The sequence below is a fragment of the Luteibacter sp. dw_328 genome, from assembly GCF_018449605.1.
Taxonomy (GTDB): domain Bacteria; phylum Pseudomonadota; class Gammaproteobacteria; order Xanthomonadales; family Rhodanobacteraceae; genus Luteibacter.
Map to the genome: position 1 here is coordinate 463421 of NZ_JAAVUW010000002.1, position 16060 is coordinate 479480.

Genomic DNA, 16060 nt, shown 5'->3' on the forward strand with positions numbered 1-16060 from the left:
GATGGAGGGACTAGCGCGCTGCCGAGGTTCTCGTGTACGTTATGTTATAACATACACGAGTCGACCCGCACATGAAATTACGAACAGCCCCGTTTCTGGTCGTCCTGGCCCTCGCGGCAGGGCGCTTACCGGCCGAAGAGCGCCACCTGGGTCCTCATGTCCACGGCCAGGCGACGCTCCAGGTGTCATCGGACGGACCGGCGTTGGTGGTCGCCCTGAGCATTCCTGGTCACGACGCCGTGGGCTTCGAGCATCCACCGGCCACCACTGAACAGGCGCAAGCGCTCGCCAAGGCCAGGGAAACGCTGCGGGTAGGCAAATGGCTCGTGCCTGCCGGCGGGGCCAACTGCACGGCGCCCCCCGCGAAGGTCGTCGCCGACGGCTTCGACGTTAATGCCAAGCCCGGCGGACACGCTGATTTCGACGTGACCTATGAGTTCACGTGTGCGGCTCCCGAAAAACTCGATGCCGTCGAAGTCGGCCTGTTCGCCGCCTTCCCCGCGTTGCAGCGTGTGGTCGTCGACATCGTGACCGCCAACGGTGCCACGCAGCAGGTGCTCGACAGGCCCATGACGCATGTGACGTTGTCCCCATGATTCCCTATGGCGACGCTCCGCTGGTGTCGTGCCGTGGGCTGCAGTTCAAGTGGCCCGGCTCGGAGGCCATGTTGTCGATGGATGACTTCGCCGTCGCGCCCGGCGAGCGCATGTTTCTGTGCGGACCCAGTGGCAGCGGCAAAAGCACGCTGCTGGGTTTGCTCTCAGGCGTGCTGCGGGCGACCCACGGGGAAGTCACCGTGCTTGGCGTTCCGTTCTCCGCGTTATCGGCCTCGCAGCGGGACCATTTTCGGGCTGAACACCTGGGCTATGTGTTTCAACAGTTCAACCTGTTGCCGTTCCTCAGCCCCGTCGAGAATGTGTTGCTCGGTTGCGCGTGGTCCCCGGCGCGCGCGACACGCGCAGGTACCACGCAACAGGCGCAACGTGCCGAGGCGGTTCGACTTCTCGACTCGCTAGGCCTGGTGGCGCAGCTCGTCGAGCGCTCGCGCACGGGCAACCTCAGCGTCGGCCAACAACAACGCGTGGCGGTCGCTCGTGCCCTTATCGGTGGTCCACAGCTTCTCATCGCCGACGAGCCAACGTCGGCGCTCGATGCGGACAACCGCGACGCTTTCCTTCGCCTCCTGCTTGCCGAGTGCACACGGCACGGAACGGGCGTTGTTTTCGTGAGCCATGACATGAACCTCGCCCGTCACTTCGATCGCGCCGTGAGTCTCGGCGACCGCCCGCCTTCGCAGATGGTGGCCTGATCGTGAACCTCATCTCGCTTGCCCTGAAGAGCCTTCGCCAGCGTCGTACGGGCGTGCTCCTGACGGTCGTCACCATCGCACTCAGCGTCTTTCTTCTGCTGGGCGTGGAGCGCGTTCGTGTCGACGCACGACGCGGTTTTTCCAGCACCGTGTCGGGCACCGACCTTGTCGTCGGTGCCCGGTCGGGACCAGTGAACCTTCTGCTGTACGCGATTTTCCATGTGGGGGAGGCGACCAACAACATCACCTGGAAAACCTACGAAGACATCCGGGCCATGCCGGAGGTGTCGTGGACCGTACCGTTGTCCCTCGGCGATTCGCACCGCGGCTTTCGCGTCGTCGGCACCACGACGGATTTCTTTGTCCACTACCACTATGGGGCGAAGCAGGCCTTGTCGTTCACCCGTGGCGCCCCCTTCGCGGACCTCTACGACGCGGTCATCGGAGCGGAAGTCGCTCGCCAACTGCATTACACGGTGGGCGACAGCATCGTGCTCGCGCACGGACTCGGTGGGCCAGCCACGGCGCTGCACGCCGACAAGCCTTTCCGCATCAAGGGCATCCTCGCGCCCACCGGTACACCGGTGGATGCCACGATCGCGGTGAGCCTCGAAGCTATCGAGGCTATCCATGTCGACTGGCGGGGCGGCATGCGCCTGCCGGGCCTGGAGGCAAGCGCGGAGAGTACGCGCCACATGGATCTGACGCCGACGGCCATTACCGCGTGCCTGGTCGGGCTCAAGTCTCGCCTGTCCTCGTTTGCCGTGCAGCGGGCCATCAACGAGTACCCGGACGAAGCCCTGCTTGCGGTGCTGCCCGGTGTCGCTCTCGGTGAACTGTGGCACCTCATCGGCACCGCTGAGAATGCGCTTCGGGCCGTGAGTGTTATGGTCGTTCTGGTGGGCATGTCCGGCATGCTCACCGCGCTCCTGGCCATGTTGAACGAGCGTCGCCGCGAGATGGCCATCCTCAGGGCGGTCGGCGCATCCGCCCGTACCGTGTTTGCGCTTCTTGTTATCGAAAGCACGTTGCTGACGACGTTCGGTGCGGTGCTTGGGTGCCTGCTTCTTTTCGGCGTCGTCGCCATCGGACACGATTATCTGCTGGCCAACGCCGGCCTGGTACTGGAGCTCGCACCGTCCGCCACCGAGTGGTGGCTGCTGGCTGCCGTCATCGTTCTGGGAGCCTTCGCGGGCGCGATTCCCGGCGCGATTGCCTACCGACGTTCGCTGAACGATGGCCTCCAGGTGCGCCTGTGAAGCGCGTCACGTTGCTTGCTCGTGTAAGTACGACCGTCGCGCTGGCTGCTTTTCTCGCGGGTTGTTCCGGATCTTCCGGGGACAGCGTTGCAGATGGTCCGGCCTCCGGTGCCACGAGCGCGCTTGCGCGGGCACAGGCGGACGCCGATGCCGGGCGCGCGCAACGTGCTGCGGCAGGTGCCGCCGGGATCGCGGCCGCCAATGCCTACGCCGCGGCGCACGGCGTAGCGAAAGCAGCGCCCTCGCCAGGTTCCGACGTGCTCGGCCTTCCGGACGAGAACGGCTTTGCGGATCTGGACTGGACGAAGATGGTGCCCCCGGAGGACTTCAAGGCCCTTGAGAACGCGCCGCCGGTGCTGCACGTCGGCAACCAGCGCATGAAGCAGATCGGCACGCTGCACACCGTCGAGGCGCTCAATGGCGCGAAGGTGCGGCTATCGGGTTACGTGGTGCCACTGGAGTCCGATAGCGACGGGAACATGGTCGAGTTCTTTTTCGTGCCGTTCTACGGCGCGTGCATCCACGTGCCCCCGCCGCCACCAAACATGCTGGTGCACGTGCGGCTATCGCACGGTATCCCAACGCCAAGCCTCTACGACCCTCTGACGCTCAAGGGCGTGCTTCACACGCAGGTGACCGAGAACGCGCTCGCGGCCTCTGCGTACGCCGTCGATAACGGCACGCTCGAAACCTACAGCAACAGTGACGACGACAGACTTCGTCGTGCATTCGAGTAACACCAAAGACTCGCAGGATACCCCATGAAAAACCTTGCATCCGCCAGCGTCCCCACGTTGCCGGTCACCGTGCTTTCCGGCTTTCTTGGTGCCGGAAAGACCACGTTGCTCAACCATGTCCTTCGTAACCGCCAGGGCTTGCGTGTCGCCGTCATCGTCAACGACATGAGCGAGGTCAATATCGACGCTGGCCTGGTGCGGAACGGTGGGGCGGCGCTCAGCCGGACGGACGAGAAGCTGGTCGAATTCTCCAATGGCTGCATTTGCTGCACGCTTCGCGACGATCTCATGCAGGAGGTGAAACGTCTCGCGGCCGAGGGCCGGTTCGACTACCTGCTTATCGAATCGACCGGCGTATCCGAGCCCTTGCCGGTGGCGGCTACGTTTCATGTCCGCGATGAAACCGGGTTCTCCCTGTCGGATGTCGCTCGGCTGGACACTATGGTTACCGTGGTCGACGGCAGGAGTTTCCTACGGGACTTCTGTTCGAGCGACAGCCTGGAACAACGCGGCGAGGCTGCCGGCGAGGACGACGAGCGGTCGCTGGTGACCTTGCTGACCGAGCAGGTCGAGTTTGCGGATGTCATCGTCGTCAATAAATGCGACCAGCTCGACGGCGTCGCAAGGCGGGAAGTGCGGCGCGTGCTTCGCGCCCTCAACCGCGACGCGCGGCTCGTCGACGTCGCCCACGGCGAAGTCGATCTCATGGACATTCTCAACACGGGACGCTTCGATTACGAACGTGCCCAGAGAGCGCCAGGCTGGGTGAAGGAACTGATGGGCGAGCACACGCCCGAGACGGAGGCTTACGGCATCACGAGCTTCGTTTACCGCAACGCGCGGCCGTTTCATCCCGCACGGTTTATGGACATGCTTAATGCGGGAATCCCCGGTGTATTGCGTGCCAAGGGCTATTTCTGGCTGGCCAGCCGCATGGACTGGGTGGGAAGCCTTGCCGTCGCTGGCGGCTCGACGGAGTCGTTGGCGGGTGGTCATTGGTGGGCCAGCCGCAAGCGTGTGGATGCGGGGCTGCGGGAGCCGTTTGCCCTGAAAGACCTCGGCGTGTCCGCGCCGGACGAGAACGAGTTGCCGCATGAGGCCGAGCGTCGTGCGCTGCTCGACATCTGGCATCCGAGGTTCGGCGACCGGCGTCAGGAGTTGGTTCTCATCGGCGTGGACATGCCGGAGGCCGATATCCGGCATGCGCTCGACGCCTGCCTGTTGCAGGACGATGAGTTCGCGCGCGGGCCGGAAGCCTGGCTTCGGATGTTCGATCCGTTCCCCTCGTGGTCGCTGACGGAGCATTGAGCACCCGTGCGAGTTCTCCTGACCCGTCCGCGCCTCCTGCTTATCGTCGCGGGCCTCTTTACCGCGTTGCTTTCCGTGCTTGTCGCAAAGCGGACCGCGAACAACGGGGACCATGCGAGCAGCGTGGCCGGGACGCCGTCTTCGACGTCGCCGCACGACCATGACCATGACCATGCATCGGCGCATGAGGTCGAAGCCAATCAGGCGTTGTCTCTCATCGGACCATCGCTCGTCTCCACGCCTGAAGCCGCAAATGATGTGGTGTTCCTCGCCGTGGCGGCAGCCTACGGCCGGTGTGCGCCGGCGCACGCCCATGAACTCGGCGCCATGGCGGCGCGCGCGCGTCTACCGGTGCTCGCCGGACTGACAAGCATACTGGGGCCACATACGGGCAGCCGCTCGGCGCTGCTTGCGGGAATCCGCGAGCTGGCCTCCCGCTTGCCCTGCGACGGACCTGTCGATGTCTCGATCGGGTCCTTTCGGCAGCACGTGACCGTTGGGGCCTATGCCGCGGCGTTTCCCGATAGCTACTTCGATCCCTCCCTGTCATCGGCTTCGGCCGAATTCGGGGGCCGCTCGCTGGCCGAGCGCGCGACCGACACGTGTAACGGCGTGGCTTATGCCGTCCTGCCGCTCGATGCGCCGCGCGCATGGCAATGCACGGCCCTGCGTGCGGAAGCGCGCAGGCGCGTGGCGGGGCTCTGTAGCGGTACGGCCGACGCGGCTGCCCAGCAGATTCGCGATGCCGTGATGCGCCTACCTTCGACGTGCCAATGAGTTCGTCAGCACACCCGTTAAATACCAGGACACCTCGCCTTGAACCTGACCTTGAAGTTCTCCCGTTCCTTGCTTGCCGCGGCACTCACCGTGGCCCTGTCGTCCGTGGCAAGCGCGGAACCTCCCGCGAAAGGCGTGTACGCGTCGTTGCCGAGCGAAACGCCCGAGCATTTCAAGCCTGCGCACGACGCCTTCGATTACGAGGCACGCGACGTCATGATTCCCATGCGCGATGGCGCGAAGCTCCACACCGTCATTCTCGTGCCCAGGCATGCGAAGAATGCCGGCATCCTGCTGACGCGCACGCCTTACAACGCAACGGAAATGACGAGTGCGGTCGAGAGCGGTCACCTCGGTGTGGCGGTAAGCCACGACGATGATGCAAGCGACGTCCTGATCCAGGACGGGTATATCCGGGTGGCTCAGGACGTCCGCGGCAAGTACGGTTCCGAAGGCGACTACGTCATGAATCGGCCGCTCCATGGCCCGCTCAATCCGACACCCGTCGATGACTCCACCGACGCCTACGACACCATCGACTGGTTGGTGAAACACGTGCCGGAGAGCAATGGGCGCGTGGCCATTCTCGGCATTTCCTACGACGGCTTCGAACCGTTGATGGCAATCATTCATCCGCACCCGGCACTGAAGGCGGCCGTGCCGATGAACCCGATGGTCGACGGATGGATGGGCGACGACTGGTTCCACCATGGCGCGTTCCGCCAGCAGAACCTTGAGTACATCTACGAGCAGACGGCATCGAGGAAGAACACGCTCAAATGGTGGTCGAACTATGCCGACGACTATCAGTTCTTCCTCGAAGGCGTATCCGCAGGCGCGGTGGCCAAGGCCTATGGCATGGAACAACTCGGGTTCTGGAACAAGGTCGCGCAGCACCCTGCGTACGACGCGTTCTGGCGCGACCAGGCCGTCGACAAGGTGCTCGGCAACGAGCCCGTCTCGGTACCGACCATGCTGGTTGCCAGCCTCTGGGACCAGGAAGACATCTACGGTGCCATGGCGGTCTACCACGCGATGAAACCCCACGACACCGACCAGCGGTTGTTTCTCGCTGTCGGTCCGTGGTTCCACGGCCAGGAGGTCGGTGATGGCAGTAGCCTGGGCGCCGTGCGCTTTGGCAGTGATACCAGCCTCTACTTCCGGCAGCACATCCTCAGGCCCTTCCTCGCGCACTATCTCAAGGACGCGCCGGACGTGCCTGCGCCGGTCAACGCTTTTGTCACCGGCCAGAATGTCTGGACGACGTCGAAGGCGTGGCCCGAGACGAACGACGCATCCTCGACGCTCGCGATTCGCCCGGATGCCGGTGGCAAGCTGCAGTTGGGCGCCGTCGCGGAGAGCGGCTCCGATAGCTTCGTCTCCGACCCGAGCCATCCCGTGCCGTACCGTCCGCGTCCTGTCGGACCGATGGCAGGCAAGGGATGGCAGCACTGGCTGACCGACGACCAGCGTGCCGCCGCCACGCGCCCGGACGTGCTGACCTATACCAGCGCCGTGCTCACCGAGCCGCTACGCATCAGCGGTCCGCCGCAGGTTCACCTGGTGGCCAGTACCTCGGGGACGGATAGCGACTGGGTCGTCAAGCTGATCGACGTATATCCCGATCAGGTTGCCGAGCAGCCCGAAATGGGTGGCTACGAACTGGGCATCGCCATGGACATCTTCCGGGGCCGTTACCGCACGGGATTCGACAAGCCCGCGGCCCTCACCGCCGGCGCCGCGCTGCCGTACGATTTCAGCCTGCCAAACGCCAACCACGTGTTCCTGCCCGGGCATCGGGTCATGGTGCAGATCCAGTCGAGCTGGTTCCCTCTCTACGATCGTAATCCGCAGAGGTTCGTGCCGAACATCTTCTTTGCGACGCCCGCTGATTTCCAGCCAGCGACGCAACAGGTATTTCGTGGCGGTGACGCGACCGTCATCACGTTGCCGGTCGTGAAGGGATGATTCCTCTGCATGAAGTACTGCTGGCAGCCTGTGTTCTGGGCGCCACGTCACTGGTTTCGCGCCTCGTCGTCTGGTTGCCGGGCGGCGCCTTGTCGCCGTGGCTGGTGTGGTTGCAGTCGCTGGCTGTCGGTCTTCTCGTCGGCGACGCCTTGCTCCATGTCCTGCCCGAGGCATTGGAGACCGGGCAGCCCTTCGACCACGTCATGCTGGCGCTCGCCGCGGGTGCGCTGGCGCTTGTCGTGGTGGAGAGCTGGGTTCGACGCGCACCGCTCGTGCCGTCGTTGGAGAGCACGCAACGTACGCCATTTGCGCGCATGAATCTTGCCGGGGACTTCGTGCATCACCTGGTGGATGGCGTCATCGTGGCTGCAGCCTTCCTCGCCGGCGAGTCCGCAGGTATCGCCGTGATGCTGGCGATAGCCCTTCACGAGGTGCCGCGCGAACTCAGCAGTGCGAGCGTGCTGGTGGCGGGTGGGTATCCGCCGCGCCATGCGTTCGCGCTGTCGGTGTTGATGGCCCTGGGTGTGCCGGCCGGGGCCCTGATGATGAACCTTGTTCCGTTGTCGCCCAGTGGCCTGGGGCTGGCGTTGGCGGCGGCGTCGGGCACCGTCCTGTATGTCGCGCTCGCGGACATTCTTCCGGGCATATGGGCCAGGCTTGCGCCTAACCAGCGAGCGGCTCCCGTGATTGGGGCGTCCGCGGGACTCTTGGTGATGTGGCTGGCAGCGCGCATGGAGCAGGGATGATCATCGAGCGCTCACTGCCGGCCTATGCGCACCATGCCTTGGGCGCGGTGCTTTTCGTTGGCGCTATCACCTGTCTTGCTTCGGCAAGCGTGCCGGTGCGCGTCCTGGGGCTTACGTTACTGTTCGCCGCCACCGGCTTGTTCAGCGAAGGCGTGACGGTGCAGGTGCGAGGGCGGCCAGAGGCATGGGTCGGACCGTTCCGCGCCATGGTTTACCGCCGACTTCCCGCCAACACCGCGTTTGCGCGAGGCGTGCTGTCCGCCCGTGAGGCACGCCGCCGTCTTGATGGTATCGACTGGATCGGCGACTGGCTTCCGGGTTCCATCGCCTTCGGCGGCGGTGGGGTGTGCCTGATCGTCGCTGCGAGCCTCTTCAAGGCCGTTGCCCAGGCCATGGGCGCACCGGCCCCGTATTCGGCGGCGATCCTCCTCGTTGCCGGCATGCCGCTACTCGTGCTGCAGCGCTTTCTCGCCGTACGTTCAACCGCGTCCGGTCCGGCGGTGGAGTCGGTGGTGCGCATTCCGCTCGTATCCACCCTCGTCCTCGGCGCGGCGACACTCTTTGCTTCGCTTGGTTACATCTGGGCGGAGTGGTTGGCCTTCGTGCCACTCGCGCTGGTTTCTCTTGCGGCGGCCGAAGCGATGATCCGCGCGACCGCGCTCCTGTTCGCTCCGGCGCGCCCCTTCGCCGAACGGAGCTCGGCGGCCCTGACATGGACGGCCAGCCTGCTACGTTTGCAATGGCCGAGCGTGTCGCGTGGGAGCGACTGGCTCAGGCAATCCTATGGCATCGACCTGTCACAGAGTTGGGTGCTCGCGTATGCGTTGCGCGCGACGCTGCCCGTCGCCGCCGCTCTCGCCGTGTTCGCCTGGCTCGCTACGGGCGTGACGGTGCTGGGCGTCGACGAGCGTGCGGTCGTCGAACGCATGGGACGTCCGGTCGCGCTCATCGGTCCGGGTCTGCACATTCACCCGCCGTGGCCGCTGGCGCGCACGCGGACCATCGAGCTGGGGGTCGTCCATCAGATGCCGATCGTCTTCTCGGCGCGGCCCGGGGGCAGGTTGCTTGCCGAGCTTGCCAGTGCAGGCCGCGCGGATGTCGATGCCGGCATGGATGCCGAAGCCATTCCCGAACCGCCTGCTGACCGGCTATGGGACGCGAGTCATCCCGGCGAGGCGAGTTATCTCATCGCAAGCAGCGCGGGAGGGCGGGAGGGCTTCCAGATCGTCAACGTCGACCTTCGCGTGATCTTTCGCGTGCCCGACACCCACGACGAGGTACTCGACTCCGTGTATGGAACATCCGACGCGACGGGATTGATACGCGTCTCGGCGGGCCGCCTTCTCGTCTCGCACTTTGCAACGTCCACCCTAGATCAGCTTCTGGGGGAGAACCGTAGCGCGTTCGTCGAACGGTTCAGGCGTGACCTGCAGGCCGAGGTCAGTGCCTTTCACGCCGGTATTGCGATCGTCGGCGTCGTGGTGGAAGCCATTCATCCACCTCCCGCGGCGGCGGTCGCGTACCACAATGTCCAGGCATCGGCGATCCGCGCGGACGCCATGCGTTTCGACAGCCGTGCGCGTGCTTTCGCGCTACGCGGTTCGGCCAGTCAGGACGCCTTGCGCACGGTGAACCTTGCAAAAGCCGGGGCAGCGGAGCAACTGGCGTCGGCGACCGCGACCAGGACGACCTTCGAAGCCGACACGCGAAGCCTCGCTGCCGGACGCGATGTCTTTGTTTTCGAGAGCTGGCTGACCCACCTTCGCAATGACCTGAGTAAGGCGCATCTCACCGTCGTCGACCATCGCATCGACGGCACCCAAACCACGCTGGACTTGCGGCCGTTCGCCGGGTCCACAGGGGGAACCCTTTGAACGCTTCCAACATGCGCCACGGCGCACGGTGGCTCGTCGCCGCAGTCATCGTCGGCCTCGCCGTGGCTGCGGCGTCCTTCGTCGTCGTAAGCCCGGGGCAGGGCGTCGTCATCACGCGCCTTGGCAAGCCGGTACGCGTACTCGTCACCGCTGGCGGTGCGCTGAAGTGGCCAGCGCCGATCGAGGCGACCACGGATATCGACCTGCGTCTTCGAACCACGTCCAGTGGCTTGCAGGACGTGGGCACCCGCGACGGCCTTCGCGTCCTCGTCCAGGCGTACGTGGTCTGGCGTGTTCCCCAGGACGCGGATGCGGTTGAGCGCTACCTGCGCGCCGTGCAGAACCAGCCGGATATTGCCGCGTCGCAGCTCAGGAGCCTCATGGCGTCGTCACTCGAAATCACCGCCAGCAGTTTCGATCTCGCACAACTGGTGAACACCGACCCGGACAAGGTTCGGCTGGCAGCCTTCGAAGAGCGCCTGAGAACCCTGGTGGGCCAGCAGGCGCGGGCGGTTTACGGCGTCGATGTCGAGCAGGCGGGAATCGAGCGCCTGACCCTGTCGACCGAAGCGCTGCAGGCAACCATCGAACGAATGAAGGCGGAGCGCGACACGGCATCCGCGCAGCGGTCGGCGGAAGGCCAGCGCGAGGCGGCCCAGGTCGTCTCCGAAGCGGAGCGTGACGCGCGCATCGCGATCGCCGGCGCCAAGGCCGAGGCGTCGTCCATCGAGGCCGATGCGCAGGTCAAGTCCGCTACGGTTTACCAACAGGCGTATACGTCCGACCCCGCGCTGTACACCTTGTTGCGCTCGTTCGACACGCTCGATGCCACGATAACGCCCAGCACGCGCCTGGTCCTGCGCACGGACGCGGCCCCCTTCCGTTTGCTGGTTGACGGACCGGTGCCGCACCTCGCTGCGCCCGTGAAAGCCCGGCCATGAGTGAGATCCCATCGACGTCGCTGCTTGGCGACGCGCTCAAGTGGTCGTTTCGCCTGCTCTTCGGTCTGGTCGGGCTACTCGGCGCGGCATGGGCCGTGACGGGAATTTCCCGCATCACACCGGACAGCCAGGCTGTCGTCACTCGCTTCGGTCAGGTCATTCGTGAAAGCGGGCCGGGACTTCTGGTGACATGGCCGGCCCCGATCGATCGCATCACCGTGTTGCCGTCGCCCGGGCGACAAGTGCAGTTTTCTCCCGAGACACTGGAGATCGGCGGTTCATTGCCGCCACCGGGGGACGAGTTGTCGACGGGTTATATCGTCAACGACGAGGCGCGCGAGAACACCTGGTTCTTCCTGACCGGCGACGGCGGCATCGTGCACCTGAGGGTGACGGTGTTCTATCAGATCACGGACCCGACGGCGTACGTCATTTCTGCCGAGCACGTCGAGCCGGCGCTGCGCCGGGCCGTCGTGGCGGCCGCTGTTCGAATCTGTGCCAGTCGGGATCTGGATTCGATCCTCGTCGCTCGTCCGGAACGCTCTGACGACCCTTCCTATGCCGCGCGCCGGGAACGCTTTCGCACCGACGTCGTTGCCCTTATCAACCAGCGACTGGACGCCATGGGGCGCACCCGGAACGGCCTCGGCATCCACGTTGCGCGCACCGATGTCGTCGCCAGCATTCCCGCCGGCGCCAAAGCCTCGTTCGACAACGTGCTCCAGGTGTCGCAACAGGTCGAGCGTGCCCTTGCGCAGGCGCGTACCACAGCGGAAATCCGACGGCAGACAGCGGAGCAAACCCGTGCGCAAACCCTCGACGAAGCGCGCGCCAGGGCGCAGGAGACCGTGAGTGCGGCCGAGGCGAATTCGGCCCTGGTGCTCGCCCTTGGCAAGAGCACGACCATGAGTCATGCCACGGTGCTCGACCAGGTATACCGGGAGCGGATCAAATCACTGTTCGACGTGGCTGAGCGCGTCGACACCGTTCCGGCAGGCACCAACGGTCACGTTATCGTGCCGGGGGTGGGCCAGTGAACGGAGCCGCACTCCTCACGAGCCGCGAGCGCCGCGGCTGGCGCCTGCGCATCGTTCTTGTCCTCTGGTCGCTGGGCTTGCTTGGGCTAGCGTGGCTGATCGGCGTGGCATCCGACACCCTGACCGTCGAGCGGCAACTCCTCACCGCGCTTGCGGCGCTCCTGATGGGTGGCCCGGTCATGGCGGCCGCCTTTCGCAGCCTTCGGCATCCTGACCTGCACGGTGTCGTCGACCAGCTCGTGGCCCTTGCGGTGATTGCTTGCTGGGTCTCGGCCGATTTCGTGACGGCCACCCTGTTGCCGGTGGTGATGATGGTCGGACGCGTGCTGGAGGATCGTTCCTTGCTCGGCTCACGCGAAGCAGTCGAAGCCTTGTCGAACCTCACCACGGCCGTGGCTCGCCGCGTCGCCACCGGTGGTCGGGTCGAATCGATCGATGTGGCGCGGCTTCGGCCCGATGACATCGTGGAAGTGCGAGCCGGTGACAAAGTGCCGGCCGACGGGGTCGTGGTCGACGGCATGGCGAGTCTGGACACCGCATCGCTGACGGGCGAGTCCTTGCCGGTGGAAGCGACGGTCGGGCAAACGGTGCTGGGTGGTTCAGTGAGCCTGAACGGCGTGCTTCTCGTGCGCGTGACGCGCATCGGCGAGGACAGTGCGCTGGGCAGGGTGGTGGCCCTGATGCAGGAAGCCGAACGTAGCAAGCCGGCCGTCACTCGCCTTCTTGAACGTTACGCGGGCAAATACCTGCTCTTGGTCATCCTGCTCGCCGCGATGGTCTGGTTTACGACGCTCAACTCCGCCGCCGTCCTCGCACTCCTGGTCGCCGCATGCCCCTCCGCCATGGTGCTTGCCGCGCCGTCCACGGCACTTGCCGCGGTCAGTGTCGCCGCGCGCCACGGCATCCTCCTCAAGAGCAGCATCTTTCTCGAGCGTCTCGCCGATGCGGATGCACTCGTGGTCGACAAGACGGGCACCGTGACAACGGGTCAACTTCGCGTCGTGGGGGTTCGGTGTGAGGCAGGCGTCGAATCCAGGCATCTCAGCGCGGTCGCCCGCGCACTCGGGCGCGTCAGCAGTCATCCGGTCGGTCGTGCACTGGCGCATCTTGCCGGTGACGACGAGGTCGTCCTTGCGGACGTGCATGAGCAGGCCGGCTTCGGCATGGCTGCCGTGACCACGCAGGGTCCGGTGCTGCTTGGCCGTGAAGAGTTGTTTACCGCCCACGGCGTGACGTTTAATCCGGCCCCTGCGCACGCCGGTCCCGTGGCGGGTGTTTCCGAAGGCGCTCGGTTTCTTGGCTGGGTCCTGCTGGCGGATGAAGTCCGACCCGGCGTGGCGGAGACGCTCGAGGCCATGCGGGGTCTAGGCATCGACCGGCAAGCGCTGCTCACCGGCGACCGCGCCGGCGAAGCCCGCCGTGTCGCGGCGCTCGTCGGCCTCGACGAGGTGGTGTCGGGCGCACTGCCGCACGACAAGATGGCTTTCGTCAGGAAAATGGTCGACGCGGGACAACGACCGATCGTGGTCGGCGACGGCATCAATGACGCACTGGCGCTGAGGGCCGGCGCCGTGGGCATCGCCATGGGCGGGCAGGGCAGCGACATCGCCATCGCATCGGCGGATGTCGTGCTCACCGGACACGACTTTTCCCGTGTCGCCACCTGTGTTCGTCTCGGCCGCCGGGCGCGCCGCACGCTTCAGCTCAATCTTGCATTAAGTGCCGTCTGGACCGTCGTGCTCATCGCACTCGCGTTGGCCAGCGGCGGTCGGAGTGGTGGAGCGCTGACGGCAGCGGTTCTACAGAACTGCGCTGCCTTCGTCGTGCTGGCGAGTGCGGGGCGTCTGTTGAAGTTTGATGAGAGGGGAAGATAGGGGTGACGTTGCGGGATCCCCAGACGCGCCTCACGCTTCCGGCGGGACGATCGTCTCGATCAAGCCCGTGGTGACATCGTAGACCAGGCCCGAAATCGTGAAGTTCTGACCAAGAACAGGGTGGGCCCGCAGTGCAGCCACGTCGATGACGACCGCCTTGTACGGGTCCGTGATGGCCAGTGAATCGAGTTGTTCCAGCGGCACACCCATATACGGTGCGAGCAACTCCGGCGCGTTGTGGTAGCAACCGTTGATGCCGCACTGGGTGTGCTGGAGAACCACCAGGTTCCAGTCCTTACCGACTTCCACACCGCCAGCCTTGGACACGGTGCTGAGAATCTTCATGGTCTCGAACAGCGAGGGGTTCACGCGCCCACCCACGTTGCGGATGATCGCCGCCTCGCCTGGTTCCAGCTTCAGGATATCCATGGGATCGACGCGCGGGTCGACACAGCCGAGGATCAGCGTTTTCAACGTGGGAATGATCTTGAGTTCTTCGTGAAAGCCATGCCGTGCAAACTCGGCGTTGCGTTGTACGAACTGGGTGATGACGTCCATAACGACCTCAAAGAAGTGGATGAAGGGAATCAGTTGCCGTTGATCTGGTCGGCATGCAGGCGGGCGAACTCGCCCACGGTCATCGAGCGGCGACCGGTGATCGTCTCGACGTTGTTGTCGGCACCGGCCATGTGGCCGTGCTGGTAGTCGACCATCGCGCCACTGAGGTGCTGGACGATGTAAGCGGGAACGCCCATCGCCGTGATGGACTGGGCGTATTCGTCGACAGGAAGGTCCTGGAAGACGATCTTGCGGCCGAGCGCCTCGGTGAGCTCCGCAGCCATCTGTTCGTGGTCCATTTCGACCGGACCCGACAGCGGGACGATCTTGCCCACGTAGCCATCCGCATTCTTCAGCAGGGCGGCAATGGCGCGGCCCTGGTCGTCGGCAGCGATCGGCGAGTGGCGACCCTTGCCGACGGGCATGCGCAGGATGCCCTTCTGCAGGTACGGCAGCTGCCAGGGGTAGAGCAGCCATTCCAGGAAGTAGGTCGGACGCAGGTGGACGACCGGGACACCGGACCAGTTGAACACTTCCTCTGAAATGTACGTATCGCGGCAGGAGTTGCTCGTGGACTCACGGTCGGCCGAGCGCTGCGAAAGGTTGATGATCGTTTTCACTCCCGTTTCCCTGGCGGCCTGGGCGAAGTTCACCGTGGCGGCGAGCAAACCCGGGGCGACCGGATAGACGAAGTAGGCCGACTCGATACCCTGCATGGCGTCACGCAGCGTGTTCACCTCCTGCAGGTCGCCAAGGACCACGTCGGCACCGAGGGCGGCAAGCGCGGCGGAGCGGTCGTCGTGGCGGCGGACCATGGCGCGGACATCGAGGCCGAGGGCCAGGGCTTCGCGGACGGCGGCGCGGCCGGTGTCACCGGTGGCGCCCGTGATCAGTACTTTCTTGGACATGACGGGTATTCCTGGAAGAGAAGCGGGAGGTGGAAATCTCTTCGGTCGGGCGCCTTTGAAAGGGCGCTCCGTTCCGATGGGATGACTATCCTCCCGGCCCCCCAGGCCCGGTAGCCGTTGGTTTTGGCTAAGACCTATCCGGTTTCAGCATGGGCGTTCCGGACCCTCTTTGCGGCCGGACCGCACCCTGCCTATACTCGCTTCGGCGCCGGGGGGCGCCCAGGGGGTTTCAGGGAATGGATGACAATTTCTACGCCGCGCCGCGGGCAGAGCTCGAGCCACCGCGGTCGCTGGCGGACCGGCGGGCGAACAAGGCCACGCGGGGGGCGCGTCTCGCCGCCGTCCTTATCGATGGCGTCGTCCTGTTCGTGCTGGTGGCGATCACCGCACTGGCGGGGGGAGTGGGCCGTGGCGTCAACGAGGGGCGGGTCTCCGCGCTCCCAGGCATCATCGTCTTCGGCGTGTTCGGCCTCGCCTTGCTCATCGGCAATATCGTCCTGCTTTCACGCTTCGGCCAGACCCTGGGCAAGCGTGCCATGAGCATCGCGATCGTTCGCACAGACGGTAGCCGATGCGACCTGTGGCGCATCCTGGTCCTGCGGATCTTCGTGGTGCGTGCGGTCGCCTTCGTCCCTGTGGTCGGGCCCATGCTTAATCTCGTGGACATGCTGATGATTTTCGGCGACGAACGGCGCTGCGCGCACGATTACATGGCCGACACCATCGTCGTCCACCTCTGACTTTCACCCGGCAGGACTCATGCA

Annotated in this window: 15 protein-coding genes; 13 read left to right on the forward strand and 2 right to left on the reverse strand. The window is 65.2% G+C overall.

All coding sequences use genetic code 11. The features are described 5' to 3' along the window. The first annotated feature begins 71 nt into the window (after positions 1–71). From HB634_RS06780 to HB634_RS06835, 12 genes are read left to right on the forward strand one after another with little or no spacing between them, the layout of a single operon-like run. Positions 72–596, forward strand: a complete 525-nt coding sequence (locus HB634_RS06780; protein ID WP_082879009.1) for a DUF2796 domain-containing protein — start codon at positions 72–74, stop codon at positions 594–596. Next, positions 593–1309, forward strand: coding sequence for an ABC transporter ATP-binding protein (locus HB634_RS06785; protein ID WP_213948036.1), 717 nt, complete (start codon positions 593–595; stop codon positions 1307–1309). Before HB634_RS06780 ends, HB634_RS06785 begins: the two co-directional genes overlap by 4 nt. A 2-nt stretch (positions 1310–1311) precedes the next feature. Continuing rightward, positions 1312–2568, forward strand: a complete 1257-nt coding sequence (locus HB634_RS06790; protein ID WP_213948037.1) for an FtsX-like permease family protein — start codon at positions 1312–1314, stop codon at positions 2566–2568. Further along, entirely contained in the window at positions 2565–3305 is a 741-nt protein-coding gene (locus HB634_RS22835; protein ID WP_345777470.1) for a DUF3299 domain-containing protein, read from the forward strand. Before HB634_RS06790 ends, HB634_RS22835 begins: the two co-directional genes overlap by 4 nt. A gap of 24 nt (positions 3306–3329) precedes the next feature. Beyond that, entirely contained in the window at positions 3330–4613 is a 1284-nt protein-coding gene (locus HB634_RS06800; protein WP_213948038.1) for a GTP-binding protein, read from the forward strand. Positions 4614–4619: 6 nt separating this feature from the next. Continuing rightward, positions 4620–5390 carry a hypothetical protein gene (locus HB634_RS06805; protein ID WP_213948039.1) on the forward strand — a complete coding sequence of 257 codons (771 nt, stop codon included), beginning with the start codon at positions 4620–4622 and terminating at the stop codon, positions 5388–5390. A 39-nt stretch (positions 5391–5429) separates the two neighbouring features. Next, positions 5430–7358, forward strand: coding sequence for a CocE/NonD family hydrolase (locus tag HB634_RS06810; protein WP_255548413.1), 1929 nt, complete (start codon positions 5430–5432; stop codon positions 7356–7358). After that, complete coding sequence (locus HB634_RS06815; protein ID WP_213948040.1) at positions 7355–8104, forward strand: ZIP family metal transporter; 750 nt, start codon at positions 7355–7357, stop codon at positions 8102–8104. The genes HB634_RS06810 and HB634_RS06815 overlap by 4 nt, the downstream gene beginning before the upstream one ends. After that, complete coding sequence (locus HB634_RS06820) at positions 8101–9978, forward strand: SPFH domain-containing protein (protein WP_213948041.1); 1878 nt, start codon at positions 8101–8103, stop codon at positions 9976–9978. Before HB634_RS06815 ends, HB634_RS06820 begins: the two co-directional genes overlap by 4 nt. Next, positions 9975–10919, forward strand: a complete 945-nt coding sequence (locus HB634_RS06825; RefSeq protein ID WP_213948042.1) for an SPFH domain-containing protein — start codon at positions 9975–9977, stop codon at positions 10917–10919. Before HB634_RS06820 ends, HB634_RS06825 begins: the two co-directional genes overlap by 4 nt. Beyond that, complete coding sequence (locus HB634_RS06830) at positions 10916–11956, forward strand: SPFH domain-containing protein (RefSeq protein ID WP_213948043.1); 1041 nt, start codon at positions 10916–10918, stop codon at positions 11954–11956. The genes HB634_RS06825 and HB634_RS06830 overlap by 4 nt, the downstream gene beginning before the upstream one ends. Next, complete coding sequence (locus HB634_RS06835; RefSeq protein WP_213948044.1) at positions 11953–13830, forward strand: cation-translocating P-type ATPase; 1878 nt, start codon at positions 11953–11955, stop codon at positions 13828–13830. Before HB634_RS06830 ends, HB634_RS06835 begins: the two co-directional genes overlap by 4 nt. Positions 13831–13860: 30 nt before the next feature. Here HB634_RS06835 and HB634_RS06840 read toward each other — a convergent pair whose 3' ends face one another. Next, the gene (locus tag HB634_RS06840; protein ID WP_213948045.1) at positions 13861–14388 is read right to left on the reverse strand and encodes a carbonic anhydrase; all 528 of its coding nucleotides are present in this window, start codon (positions 14386–14388) and stop codon (positions 13861–13863) included. Between the two features lie 29 nt (positions 14389–14417). Next, positions 14418–15296: an NAD(P)H-binding protein gene (locus HB634_RS06845; protein ID WP_213948046.1), complete on the reverse strand. Its 879-nt coding sequence runs from the start codon at positions 15294–15296 to the stop codon at positions 14418–14420. 236 nt (positions 15297–15532) lie between these two features. Here HB634_RS06845 and HB634_RS06850 point away from each other — a divergent pair, with 236 nt between their 5' ends. After that, the gene (locus tag HB634_RS06850; RefSeq protein ID WP_213948047.1) at positions 15533–16036 is read left to right on the forward strand and encodes an RDD family protein; all 504 of its coding nucleotides are present in this window, start codon (positions 15533–15535) and stop codon (positions 16034–16036) included. The last annotated feature ends 24 nt before the right edge of the window (positions 16037–16060 follow it).